At 35.3% G+C, this 12,070-nt stretch carries 15 protein-coding genes; all 15 read left to right on the forward strand.

The genetic code is table 11. The annotated features are described in order from the left end of the window. On the forward strand, positions 1–213 hold a 213-nt coding region (locus tag BLP54_RS16010; protein WP_207646788.1), incomplete at its 5' end, for a hypothetical protein. 238 nt (positions 214–451) lie between these two features. After that, a complete protein-coding gene (locus BLP54_RS15255; RefSeq protein WP_090171437.1) occupies positions 452–844 on the forward strand; it encodes an aldo/keto reductase in 393 nt (130 codons plus the stop codon). 79 nt (positions 845–923) lie between these two features. Continuing rightward, positions 924–1,538: a TetR/AcrR family transcriptional regulator gene (locus tag BLP54_RS15260; RefSeq protein WP_090171440.1), complete on the forward strand. Its 615-nt coding sequence runs from the start codon at positions 924–926 to the stop codon at positions 1,536–1,538. Positions 1,539–1,560: 22 nt separating this feature from the next. After that, on the forward strand, positions 1,561–2,103 hold the full coding sequence (locus tag BLP54_RS15265) for a flavin reductase family protein (protein ID WP_090171443.1): 543 nt from the start codon (positions 1,561–1,563) through the stop codon (positions 2,101–2,103). A gap of 50 nt (positions 2,104–2,153) precedes the next feature. Beyond that, on the forward strand, positions 2,154–2,336 hold the full coding sequence (locus BLP54_RS15270; protein ID WP_330386176.1) for a hypothetical protein: 183 nt from the start codon (positions 2,154–2,156) through the stop codon (positions 2,334–2,336). 181 nt (positions 2,337–2,517) lie between these two features. Further along, positions 2,518–3,276: a carboxymuconolactone decarboxylase family protein gene (locus BLP54_RS15275; RefSeq protein WP_090171445.1), complete on the forward strand. Its 759-nt coding sequence runs from the start codon at positions 2,518–2,520 to the stop codon at positions 3,274–3,276. Between the two features lie 341 nt (positions 3,277–3,617). Continuing rightward, positions 3,618–3,956 (forward strand): DUF3784 domain-containing protein, encoded by a 339-nt coding sequence (locus BLP54_RS15280; RefSeq protein WP_242870729.1) that lies wholly within the window; start codon positions 3,618–3,620, stop codon positions 3,954–3,956. A gap of 38 nt (positions 3,957–3,994) precedes the next feature. Continuing rightward, positions 3,995–4,645, forward strand: coding sequence for a CatA-like O-acetyltransferase, family 3 (locus BLP54_RS15285; protein ID WP_090171448.1), 651 nt, complete (start codon positions 3,995–3,997; stop codon positions 4,643–4,645). Positions 4,646–5,007: 362 nt separating this feature from the next. Continuing rightward, the gene (locus tag BLP54_RS15290) at positions 5,008–6,132 is read left to right on the forward strand and encodes a tyrosine-type recombinase/integrase (RefSeq protein WP_090171451.1); all 1,125 of its coding nucleotides are present in this window, start codon (positions 5,008–5,010) and stop codon (positions 6,130–6,132) included. Continuing rightward, complete coding sequence (locus BLP54_RS15295; protein WP_090171453.1) at positions 6,122–8,158, forward strand: tyrosine-type recombinase/integrase; 2,037 nt, start codon at positions 6,122–6,124, stop codon at positions 8,156–8,158. Before BLP54_RS15290 ends, BLP54_RS15295 begins: the two co-directional genes overlap by 11 nt. After that, a complete protein-coding gene (locus tag BLP54_RS15300; protein WP_090171456.1) occupies positions 8,158–8,511 on the forward strand; it encodes a DUF6262 family protein in 354 nt (117 codons plus the stop codon). Before BLP54_RS15295 ends, BLP54_RS15300 begins: the two co-directional genes overlap by 1 nt. 14 nt (positions 8,512–8,525) lie before the next feature. Continuing rightward, a complete protein-coding gene (locus BLP54_RS15305) occupies positions 8,526–8,885 on the forward strand; it encodes a hypothetical protein (RefSeq protein WP_090171458.1) in 360 nt (119 codons plus the stop codon). A 186-nt stretch (positions 8,886–9,071) separates the two neighbouring features. Beyond that, on the forward strand, positions 9,072–10,202 hold the full coding sequence (locus BLP54_RS15310; RefSeq protein ID WP_090171461.1) for a helix-turn-helix domain-containing protein: 1,131 nt from the start codon (positions 9,072–9,074) through the stop codon (positions 10,200–10,202). 140 nt (positions 10,203–10,342) lie between these two features. Next, positions 10,343–11,371 carry a tyrosine-type recombinase/integrase gene (locus BLP54_RS15315; protein WP_090171464.1) on the forward strand — a complete coding sequence of 343 codons (1,029 nt, stop codon included), beginning with the start codon at positions 10,343–10,345 and terminating at the stop codon, positions 11,369–11,371. Positions 11,372–11,458: 87 nt separating this feature from the next. Next, positions 11,459–11,968, forward strand: a complete 510-nt coding sequence (locus BLP54_RS15320; protein WP_090171467.1) for a hypothetical protein — start codon at positions 11,459–11,461, stop codon at positions 11,966–11,968. Positions 11,969–12,070: the final 102 nt, after the last annotated feature.

Genomic DNA, 12,070 nt, shown 5'->3' on the forward strand with positions numbered 1-12,070 from the left:
GAAGTTGGTTTTAAAAGGAAACAACACCTGACGGTGTTGCCTTTAATAAACGTGCTTCGCACAAACCTAATCTTTCATTTGCTTGATTTACAGTGTATCTGCCCAGAAATGGGAGTCAAGGATGCTACGCACCGAAGGCTGAAGTCCTTGACACCCATTTCAAGGCAGATAAAATATCAACAAGCAAACGAAGGATTATTTGTCGTACAGTAAAGTACGCTTTGTGCACTTAATTAGAGGCCTGCGAAGCAGGGCTTCCTTTTAAAAGAGAAAAAGAGTAAGATTATAACAAATCTAATTCTTATCATAAAACACATGGATAGTCTTTTCTGTGATTTCCGAGTACAAATTTACGCTGCCTTTTTATCAAATAGCAGTTGACACAGTGTCAAGAAGGTGATATGATGCAATCATCAATTGACACAATGTCAACAGAAAGGGGTACATAAAAATGACAAAAGCATTACCTAAGATTGCACTTGGTGCATGGGCATGGGGCAATGATGGAACATTTGGCGGAAGCTTAACAGCTGATTCTCTTAAACCTATATTTGATGCTGCTATGAATAAGGGACTGAATCTCTGGGATACAGCATATGTATATGGTATGGGAACATCGGAGAAGACTTTGGGAAGCTTTCTAAAAGGTCTTCCAAGAGATTCATATATCATTTCAGACAAATTAACTCCTCAGTGTATGGATTATTCTTCCATAACACCAGTTGAGGATGCTGTGAAAGCATGTAATATTGATCTTACACAGGAAGAAATAACAATGCTTGAGAATACGGCAGATAGTCTGGAACTGAATCTTATCCGTATGTGGGAAAAGAAGATGGAATAATTTTTTTGCCCTGCAATTGACTGCGTGTCAACCAGACGATAATATAAAAGTATTGATACACAGTTTAAGGAGAAAAAACATGGCAGTAGAAAATAAAGAGACAATTGATAAAAGAAGAGAGGAAATTATGGATGCCTGTGAGAAGCTTTATGAAACAATGGGCTTTCAGAGCATTAACATAAAGGTTATTAGCACAGAGACCAGCTTTTCCAGACCTTCCATATACAATTATTTCCAGACTAAGGAAGAAATCTTTTTAGGACTTTTAACCCGTGAATATATAAAGTGGAATGAAACTCTTAAAAACATTATCGGAAGAAACGCTGATATGGATAAAGATACCTTGGCGAGAGCAATAGCAAAATCTATGGAAGAACGTAAGACACTTCTGAAAATTTCTGCCATGAATCTGTATGAGATAGAGGAAAATAGTAGGGAAGAACTTCTTGTTGACTACAAGAGAACTTTCAAGAATTCGATAGAACTTTTTGATGAATGCTTAAAAAAACACCTTAAGGTGTCCAATCAAAAGAGCGAGCAGATACGATATGCATTCTTCCCATATATGTATGGAATCTACCCATACTCATTTCCTACAGATAAACAGATATCTGCAATGGATGAGGTAAAGCTCTCTCATATGGATACGACAATTTATGAAATGACGTATCAGTTTTTGACGCTGATTTTATGATTTAAGAAAGAAGGAATTTAAAATGAAGAAAAATATTGGAGCAACACTTGCATTATATCCATCACCTGTAATCGTTGTAGGAGCAATGGTTGATGGTAAACCTAATTGGACACTTGTAGCACATGCTGGAACAGTGGCACATAGTCACCTTATGGTATCTATGGTTCAGGCACACTATACAAATAAGGGTATCCGTGAAAACAAAATGTTTTCAGTAAATGTGGTAGACGAATCATGGCTTAAAGAAGCTGACAGAATGGGAGCCATCTCAGGAAATAAAGAAGATAAGTCGGATGCGTTTAAATATACTGTTGGAGAAAACGGTGCTCCACTTATTGACGATGCAAAGGTATCCATTGAGTGTGAGATGGATTATAACTACGAGCTTGAGAATTTTGATAATTTCATCGGAAAGATTCTTGCTACTTACGCAGATGAATCTGTCTTAAACGAGGCAGGTAAGATTGATTATCACGTATTTAAGCCTGTACTCTTTGAATTCCCTACATATGAATATTTCGTAACAGGGAAAAAAGTTGGTAACTGTGCAAAGATGAATCTGTGATTGGAGGTTTATGATGAGCATTACAGTCAATTTACGTTATAAAGGAACAGATGGTGCTGCAAAAAGATTTGGATAGTTGGGAAGATCAGGAGTCTATTGATGTCCATCATGCTTCACCTATGATGCAAACAATAATGGACCTTCGGGAAAAATATGATCTTCATATGACGGTGGAAAGATACGTATCTGATAAAAGCATGCCAGACAAGGATGCTGATTTTATAAGAAAATAAGAGAGGTACCAAATGAAGAAAATAATTTCAATGTTACTTATGAGAGTAGTAGCGCAAACCTGGTAGAAAAAGCCGGAACAGGAAACTGGCTATCTGGAAACAGATTTAGTGGAAGTGCCACAGAAGATGAGATAAAAAATTGGATATCAGGATTAGAACTTGATTAGAAGGAGTGAGAAACATGAGTGAAAAGATTGTACAGACAGCAGGAAGAGAACAGCTTGGAGAATTCGCTCCAGACTTTGCGCATTTTAATGACGATGTTTTATTTGGAGAGAACTGGAATAATCAGGATATTGATGTTAAGACACGCAGTATTATTACAGTTGTGGCATTAATGTCTCAGGGAATCACTGACAGCAGTCTGAAATATCACATTATGAATGCAAAAAATCATGGTGTATCACAAAAGGAGATGGCTGCTATTATCACACATGTGGCTTTCTATGCGGGATGGCCAAAGGCGTGGGCTGTATTTAACCTGGCAAAAGAAGTATATAATGAGCCTGTTGCTGAGATTACCGATAAAGATCGTTATCAGAATACTATAATCTTTCCTATTGGAAATCCTAATGATGCTTATGCTCAGTACTTTGATGGACAGAGCTATCTTGCACCGGTTTCTACAGAGCAGATTCCTATTTTCAATGTAACTTTTGAGCCTGGATGTAGAAATCATTGGCATATACATCATTCAAAGAGCGGCGGGGGTCAGATGCTTATATGTGTCGGAGGTAGAGGATTTTACCAGGAAGAGGGAAAGGAAGCCAGAGAACTTCACCCTGGAGATGTAGTCAATATTCCAGCTAATGTAAAACATTGGCATGGAGCAGCTGCTGACTCATGGTTCTCACATCTTGCTATTGAGATAGAAGGTGAGGAGACAAGTAATGAGTGGTGTGAGTCTGTAGCAGAAGAGGATTATCTTAAAATCCAATAACTGGCGTGAATTCACAGAAAGACAAAAGTAACTAATAAGTAAAGACCTTTCAAGAGATGGGATCTTGAAAGGTCTTTTTTACTATAAAGGGGAGGCCTCGAACTTATATAATTATCTATGCGTATAATTTAAGTTATACTTGCATTTGGGGCTTTGGATAGGGCTACATTAAATATTGATATTTACTGAGGTTACTGAAAACAGTAACCTTTTTCTATATGCAGATTGTTTAATATGTATATATGAAACAAAAATGAGAAATATGGTAATTAAAACTTTTACTTAGCTCTCTAATCAACTAAAATAAAGACATTAACAATCGCAGTTTATAAGGGAGGAATATGATGAATCTAGGAGCTTGGATGTGCGGAGTACTGGTTATACCATTTGCAACAGTAGGACTGTTGTTTGGATTATTCAAAGAAAGGGCAACTAAATTTGTTGCTGGATTTAATTCCTTTACAGATAAAGAACAGGAAATGTATGACAGAGCAGCTATTTCTAGAGATATAAGAAATCAGTGTTTGATTTGGTCTGCATTAATGCTCATAGGTACGGTGCTTTCTTTTATTATATCGCCTTATATGGCTATTCCTACGTTTATCATTTGGGGCTTTTTGTTTTTTAAGGATACTCACATGGATCCTCATAAGGCATTTGATAAGTATCTGCTGAAATAAATTGCTATATTAACTTCCAGTTTGTAGGGGTAATAAAAATGAACTATAAGATAATTGATAAAGAAAAATACTATAGAAAAGGAGTGTTTCGCCACTTCTCGGAAGACTGTAAATGTTCGACTTCAATGACTGCAAGAATTGACGTTACGTATCTCGTTGGGTATTCCAAAAGAAATGGGACAAAGTTTTATATAAATTTCCTTTATATTCTATCAAAAGTTTTGAACTCACGTGAAGATTACAGAATGGGGTATCTTTGGCAGACAGATGAGCTGATTTGCTATGACGTAATAAATCCTACGCAGTATGTTTTTCATGAAGATACGGAAACCTGTACGCCGGTATATACAGAGTATTTTGAGGAATATAAAAAGTTTTACACTGGTGCTTTAAATGATGTTGAGGAAGCGAAGAAGACTCGTGAATATGGTTTAGACATGGCAAATCATCCAAACTGGTTTGATGCATCTTATATATCATGGCTTTCATATGACTCGCTTAATATTGAATTGCCTGATGGACATTTATTCTTTGCGCCTATTATCAATTGGGGAAAATACAGAGAGGAAAACGGTAGACTTGTTATGCCTGTAACTGTTCGACTTAATCACGCAATTGCAGATGGATATTTGGTTGCTAATGTATTTCGTCTTTTGGAGAAGGAAATCAATTCTTTTGTTGAGTCATAATCGCACAATTCAAATTTGTTTAACTAAATAAACATATTATAAGGCGCTGGTTAGTTCCTTTAATTATGCCTATAATTTCTAGAACTAAATGCAACAGTACTATATGTATTGCTTTTACCTCTGTAAACTTGCATTAACTTTAAGAAATTTGCATTTACATAAAAAAGTTACTGTAATCGTATTTATTGTATATATTTTCACGTTTGTTTGCACTTCTCGGAAAAAGAGGTATTAACTATACTTCAATTTTATAGTCCACTTAGTACAGTTATGTGCGCTAGGTGGGCAATTTTTTATCTCTTTTTAAGATTAACTATACTTAGTTCTGACAGTTCAGTTAGTACAGTTAAGGAGGTAAAAAAATGAGAGTACAACCAATTCTTGTAGGACCAAATGAGTACAACTATCTTCTCATAGACTCAAATGGTCTTCCATTAGAGTACCCTGCAAAATTCATGAAGTATTTGCATAGTACTCAGAAATCACCTGAAACCAGGCGAACCTATTGTATGGCTCTAAGGAACTTTTATACTTTCCTAGAGCTAACAGAAAAAGATGAATCAGAAGTTAATGTAAAAGTATTAAGTGACTTCATGATTTGGCTCATGTCGCCAAATGAATATGCCAATGTAACTGGCATAGGAGAGCGTAATTCAGCTAGAACATCTTCAACCATCAATCTCTATGTCACAGCGGTTATAAGCTATTACCGCTTTCTTTTTGTGACATACCAATCTGATTTAAATCTTGATGAGAGTGTTTATTTCAGCAAGCATGGTCCTCGCAAATATAAGGACTTTCTCTATCATGTTACCAAAAACAAGCCCTATCAAAAGAATATGCTAAAAATCAAAGAAGCAAAAGAGCGAACAAAGAGGTTGTCAGACGCCGAGATCAAGAACTGTCTAGCGGCTGCTGGTAATATTCGCGACCGATTCTTGATGTACCTGCTTTTCACAACGGGGTTACGGATAGGTGAAGCTCTTTCGCTACAACACGAGGACATTATCCAAGATCAGTTTGGTTCTTTCAAAATTATCTTAGCCGATAGAAGAAACAATCCCAATCAAACCTTTAATAAGACTGGTTCTAGAGAAATCCTCATGAATCAAGAATGCCTAGATTTATACGATGATTACTGCTTTTATTTGGAGTGTACGTCTGGAATATCTAGCAATTATATTTTTGTAAAAATTCGCGGGGCTCAAATTGGTACCCCGCTTGATAAACCAAGCGTGTATTCATTATTTCGTAGAATTAAACGCAAGACAGGTATAGATGTTCATCCTCATCTATTTCGTTCAACATATGGCTCAATTCTATATGGGAAAACCAATGACATTGAATTTGTTAGAGAAGCTCTTGGTCATGCTTCTGTTCAAACGACTATAGATGCCTATATAGAAATGAATGATGAGGAAGTATTAACACAATGGAATAAGGTCAAAGACAGTTTTTTGGAGGAGAATAATAGCGATGGACAATAATTTTAAAGTATACAACACAGATGAATCTGATAACTCGCCTAAGCAGTTCTATGAAGAGTATCTCGTTGAGCAACAAAACAATATGTTTCCAGTTCCTTCTGCTCCCAATTATTTAATGGAATTAAACACCTGGAATTGGGACAATGTGTGGCAAAAATGTAAAGTCACAAGACATTTAAAGGCGAATCATTTGCATGTAGAGTTTAATTATCCAGCGCTTCCAATATTAGCAGAAGCAAAGGCATATATGTTTTGGAAAATTTCTAAACAACAATGGGGTGCGGATGCAACAGTAACAACTTACAATAGGTGCTTAGATATTTATTTGGCATTCATTGCAAAAACATATCCTAATATAGAATCCTGTACTGAGATACCCCTACAGACAATGGAACTCAAATGGCATACATATTTGGAATACCATTATGATGATGTTGTACCGCAGCAGCTAAAAAGTTTTATAAAAATAATGTATCAAACTATGGATACTTGGATTGCAAAAAAGACGGGAACAATTTGGGAGAAGGACATCTGGGTGTATGAATGGCTTGAAGAATACAATCTTCATCGTACAAAATCTAGCAATTCCCATCAAATTAACTTCTCGAAAGTAGAATCACCAGCCTTAAAAAAATTACTAAAGAAATATACCAAGCAACGACTTCTTAGTAGAACAAATTACACATGGGGAAGTGCCCAATCATATAATTCTGTTCTTATCGTTTTTCTTAATAGCATATATAGAAGACATAGTGATTGGACAGATTTAAACAATCTCACTAGAGAAGACATCTTGGCATATCATAATGAGATTTCAGCTTATAACGCTAAGGATAAAGCTTCGTATGTAAGCTACCGAATTCTTATAGTACGTTCGTTTCTAGAATATATACAGCTTATGGATTTTGAAGAGCAGCCACACACACCCATACTTAGACTTATACTTTCACAGGATATTCCAAATGGTGGGAGAAATAAGGTAAAAGTAGAGCGATATATTCCAGAAAACATATTGTCTCAAATATATGCTAATATTTCATGCCTACAAGAAGATGTTAGATTAGTCATCATTATTATGCATAATACCGGACTTAGAATATCGGATACCCTAGAACTAACAACAGACTGTTTAGACGAGAAGTCCGGACAATATTGGATTCAAACTGACATAATGAAGACTAAGCTTAAAAATCACAGAATGCCAATTACTACAGAACTTGCTGAACTGATAAAAGAAAGATGCGAAATAGTAAACCGGTATGCTAATGAATACCGTAATCCCAATCATTATTTGTTTCCATCATCAGTAAAAGCAACCGAGCCGATGTCACAAGACAATGTTCTTAGAATACTTAACATTTTTGCAGAAGAATGTAATATTACAGATACTGATGGAAAAATATATCGATTTCATAATCATGCGTTTAGACATACTTTTGCAGTATCTTGCTTAAATAATGGCATGGACATTTTGACTCTTCAAGAATTACTCGGACATGCTTCTGGTGATATGACTCTTTATTATGCAAAACTTTTCGATAGTACAAAGCGAGAAATGTTTGAAAAGGTTGTTGAAAGCGGTGTCTTTAGCTTTAATACAGATGCTTCATTAAAGATGGCCGATGTTTCATCTATTATAAAAACCGATTTAGATGACTTCTGGCTTGCTTTTAAGATGAATGCTATCGATACACCTTATGGTGTTTGTATGCAAAGATCTGAAGGTAAATGTAAATTTGCAAAACAGCCACCATGTTTGACTTGCAACGGCGGTAAACCATGTAAAAATCTTTGTATTGGTATAAATACTACTGATTCTGAAAAATATAAGGTTCTAATGCGGTCTGCATCATCAATGATGGCTATTGGTGAGAAGAATGGTAATGAAGCCATGACAACAGAGAACAAAGAACTTTTCAACTTATACCAAGAGATTTATAACACCATTTCTTCAGGAAGCATAATATACGGAAGAGCTGATAGACTAAAATCAGAAATCAAAAAGACTAAGGGGGGTATAGCATAATGGCCAAGGATCTAAAAATAGTTAGGGCTCAAAAAATAAAGAATACACACGATAAGGTTGATGCAGCAATACGAGCTTTAAACAAAGCCGGAAAACCTGTCAATTTCCATAGTGTAAGTGCTGAAAGTGGGTTATCAAAAACAACTTTATATAATAACGCTGATATAAAGGCCAGAATTTTGGCATTGCGCGGTGATAACACTAAGGTGAATGCAAATACAAAGCTTTCTGACTCAGGTAAAGATGCCATTATTGAAAGTCTAAAACGAAAAAATCAACGTCTTATGGAAGAGAACAAGGAACTACGTAAACAGCTGGAACTTGCTTATGAAAACTACTATGCGAAGATTTGAGAAAGGCGGTTTATATGAAATTTAATATCGAATTACCAGAATGGTTAAAAGAATCGTTAGAAGAAGAATACAAGGAATATGTTAAAGTTACGCCTATGACTCCAAAAGAGCGCCGTGCGGTGAGAGAGTGGGTGAAGAATGGTAATAGCGTTCATTCAAATCCAGAAGATGCTTGGCAGGATGGCATGGTTCCATTGGATTTTCTTGACACTTATCGTGATACGGAATATATACTTGAGCACACCAAAGGTATGAACAACGAGGAACGAGCCAAATTCGCGATGGCATATTATGGGTGGGATGAACCGGATGATACCATACCAGATAGCAACTTTGAACCGCTAACAGAAGTAACTGGTAATCCATTCATTTAGTTTTGTTATGACCTGAAGTTTTTATACACTTCAGGTCATTTTGTTGTTTTGCACTAATTCATACGATATAATGGATATCTGTCACTAGACAACACTGTCTACCACTGAAAATACGGCATTTCTCGCTTTGTGTCGTGTTCATTGATAGCATGATTTTTTATTCTAGTGATTGAAGGGAGAACCTAGATGGATCAGAAAAAGATTGGGCAATTCATAAAAGAATTGCGAAAAGAAAAAGGAATAACTCAAGAACAGCTTGCGGAAAAGTTAAAAGTATCTGGAAGAACTGTTTCACGATGGGAGACCGGTAGCAATATGCCTGATATTTCTCTTCTAGTTGAAATTGCAGACTTCTTTGATGTTGATGTGCGCGAGCTCATTGAAGGAGAAAGGAAAAGCGAGATGATGAACGAAGAATTAAAAGAAATTGCCACAAAGATGGCGGATTATGCTGATGCTGAAAAAGGTAAATTATTAAAAAGAATTCAAATCATCAGTTTTGTTGGAGTAATAATTTCAATATTATCAATTGGTTGGCAGTCTTTTGTATCATCAAGTAAGGATACTTACGAATTTAGACTTTCTATGCTGATTTCATTTATTATTCTTGTAATAATGGCTGTTATAACACTATATGTGACAGGTTTGCTAGAGAAAATTGTTAAGAATAAACGTCTGCTTTTAGGAGTAAAAATTGTTACAATTGCAAGTTTGATAATAGCTGCTTGGCGAGTGATTATAATAACTATCTTTGCAGGAATACTTATTTGGATGGTTAACGATGCTGAAATTGAAGTATATGAAGATGTATCAAAATATAATGAATACATGAATTTTTCAAATGGAGCTTATGAGCCTGGTGTTGATACCATATGGACTAAGTGTGGAATGGACGAAACCATATGGCCAGCGGAAATCACAGATTCTATGGATGTGGCCGATTTCAAGATGGTTTATTATAATCCATGGGACGAACAATATCTTGGATATTTGGTAGTAGATTACTCTAGTGAAGATTATGCCAGGGAAGTCGAGCGATTAAAGGACTATAATTCGACTGAATATATTGGATATTATGATGTAAAAGAAGAAAAAACATATGACCTCCTTGCTGTAAACGCAGATTCATATAACGGTTTTGTCTATGCTCTAACGGATGGTAAAGGCAGAATCATATATGCAGAACAGATTTTTTGCAATTATTTTATGGATCTTGAATATAATGAATATATTCCACAAGAATACTTGTTGGATGGGTTCAATGCAACAACGGAAAGTAACTATTATAAACAAGAACATTCAACTGATAGTCTATAATATATAAAGGTTATAAAACTAGCAAAGGCACCTAAGAGGGTGCTTTTGAATTTAAGCTTATCTTTCCGTGAAATATAGATTTTGCGGAATTTTATGATATAATCAAAATATATTAAGTTTTTTATATCTAAGGAGTCACTATGAGTCGCGAATACAGAAATGAAGTAGATGAAAAAAACAATGTAAAAATCAATGAATTAATAAACAGTATGCCAGAATTTATCGAAGATTATTATGAGTCATTGGTTGTAAATGGCAGCTCAACAAATACTATAAAAAGCTATCTATATGAAGTAAATGTATTCCTTAGATTTGTTGCGACTATTGTAAAAAAGAAATCTATAACTGATCTTGAAGTGACTGATTTAGATAAGGTCACGCTTACAAAAATAAACAAGTTTGTTGCCAGCTCTGAATCAGGTGCAACCCTAGCAGATAATGCTAAACGCAGGCGTCTTTCTGTAGTTAAATCGATTTACAAATTCTATTTCAAAATCGGCGCGATTACAACTAATCCCGTAATCGATAAAGAAGGTGCTAAAGTAAAGGAAAAGGAAGTTATTAAACTCAACGAGCACCAAGTAAGAACTTTGTTGGATTGTATACAAAATCAAAATGGCGTAAAGGAGCATTCAAAAGCTTATTCTGAGAAGCTCATTTATAGAGATTTGGCAATTATTATGGTACTTTTGGGCACAGGAATGCGTGTATCCGAGCTTGTTGGCTTAAATATAAGCGATTACGATTTGACTACTCCAGGTCAGCCTTGTTTTCACATCATAAGAAAGGGTGAAGATGAGGACTACGTTTATTTTGTTGAGGCTGTCAAAAATGTCGTAGACGATTATTTAGAATTTACTCGTCCTCTTCTGGTCGATTCAGAAGAAGAAAATGCCCTCTTCTTATCTACACAACGTAAAAGAATGGGGGTCAGCTCTATTGAAAAAATGCTTAAGAAATACTGTAAGGCAGCCGGACTTCCAAGTAATATTTCACCACACAAATTAAGAGCCACATTTGCCACTACAGTTTATAAAAACACTAACAACATCTATGCGGTAAAAGATGCTCTTCACCATAGCTCGATTGAAACATCTAAGCACTATATTGGAGACAAGGACGAAAGAAAACAAGAAGCAGCTATTGCAGCTGCCTCGTTGTTCTCATAAAATACTATTAAGTTATAGATGAATCTAAAAAAAATAACAGCTGACTTAGAAAAATTTTGCATGAATATATAAACTACAGGGGTTATTATGCTTGAACCAAACGATATACATTATTTTCAAAGAATAGATAAAGATACTTTAAACGATCTACGTGAAATTGATATTTCCCCTATTGGACCAGCATTTAAGAAGGATTGTAGGATATTTATATTGAAATATTCTTTAGCTCTTATTATTGACTTATTTGCAACCTACTATCTCTTTCTTTTTAATATAAATCTGGCATTACATAACCACTCTATAAAGGGAGTTATAACACTTTTTATTTTAGTTATGATTCCCGTCATTTGTCTTTTTGGAATAGTATCATTTTCAAGAGCAATGAAATACAAAAATCTTAAAGGTATTAAGGGCACCTGTGATAATATCGTTAAATCCTGGAGTAAAACAGGTGGAAGATATTATGCATACCACTGCACAACAGAAATTGGACAACAAGGAATCGCATACACATCCACTATAAAACCAAGAGCCACTACAGGTGATTCAATCCTTTATATAAGAATTTGTAATCATGACTTGATATACAAAATATAGTGTCAGCTCTAAAAAGAGGTAACTGTACATAGCCAGTATGTACGAAGCCTTATTCTATCACATACTGTACGGTGCGAAGTATATGTAATTAATATTTAACCG

Source organism: Pseudobutyrivibrio sp. 49 (assembly GCF_900100545.1).
In the GTDB taxonomy this organism is placed as follows: domain Bacteria; phylum Bacillota; class Clostridia; order Lachnospirales; family Lachnospiraceae; genus Pseudobutyrivibrio.

Excerpts from the sequence above, each read along its gene's own strand:
- BLP54_RS15255 (WP_090171437.1), top strand. The coding sequence starts at position 452 with ATGACAAAAGCATTACCTAAGATTGCACTTGGTGCATGGGCATGGGGC.
- BLP54_RS15260 (WP_090171440.1), top strand. The coding sequence starts at position 924 with ATGGCAGTAGAAAATAAAGAGACAATTGATAAAAGAAGAGAGGAAATT.
- BLP54_RS15265 (WP_090171443.1), top strand. The coding sequence starts at position 1,561 with ATGAAGAAAAATATTGGAGCAACACTTGCATTATATCCATCACCTGTA.
- BLP54_RS15270 (WP_330386176.1), top strand. The coding sequence starts at position 2,154 with ATGGTGCTGCAAAAAGATTTGGATAGTTGGGAAGATCAGGAGTCTATT.
- BLP54_RS15275 (WP_090171445.1), top strand. The coding sequence starts at position 2,518 with ATGAGTGAAAAGATTGTACAGACAGCAGGAAGAGAACAGCTTGGAGAA.
- BLP54_RS15280 (WP_242870729.1), top strand. The coding sequence starts at position 3,618 with ATGATGAATCTAGGAGCTTGGATGTGCGGAGTACTGGTTATACCATTT.
- BLP54_RS15285 (WP_090171448.1), top strand. The coding sequence starts at position 3,995 with ATGAACTATAAGATAATTGATAAAGAAAAATACTATAGAAAAGGAGTG.
- BLP54_RS15290 (WP_090171451.1), top strand. The coding sequence starts at position 5,008 with ATGAGAGTACAACCAATTCTTGTAGGACCAAATGAGTACAACTATCTT.
- BLP54_RS15295 (WP_090171453.1), top strand. The coding sequence starts at position 6,122 with ATGGACAATAATTTTAAAGTATACAACACAGATGAATCTGATAACTCG.
- BLP54_RS15300 (WP_090171456.1), top strand. The coding sequence starts at position 8,158 with ATGGCCAAGGATCTAAAAATAGTTAGGGCTCAAAAAATAAAGAATACA.
- BLP54_RS15305 (WP_090171458.1), top strand. The coding sequence starts at position 8,526 with ATGAAATTTAATATCGAATTACCAGAATGGTTAAAAGAATCGTTAGAA.
- BLP54_RS15310 (WP_090171461.1), top strand. The coding sequence starts at position 9,072 with ATGGATCAGAAAAAGATTGGGCAATTCATAAAAGAATTGCGAAAAGAA.
- BLP54_RS15315 (WP_090171464.1), top strand. The coding sequence starts at position 10,343 with ATGAGTCGCGAATACAGAAATGAAGTAGATGAAAAAAACAATGTAAAA.
- BLP54_RS15320 (WP_090171467.1), top strand. The coding sequence starts at position 11,459 with ATGCTTGAACCAAACGATATACATTATTTTCAAAGAATAGATAAAGAT.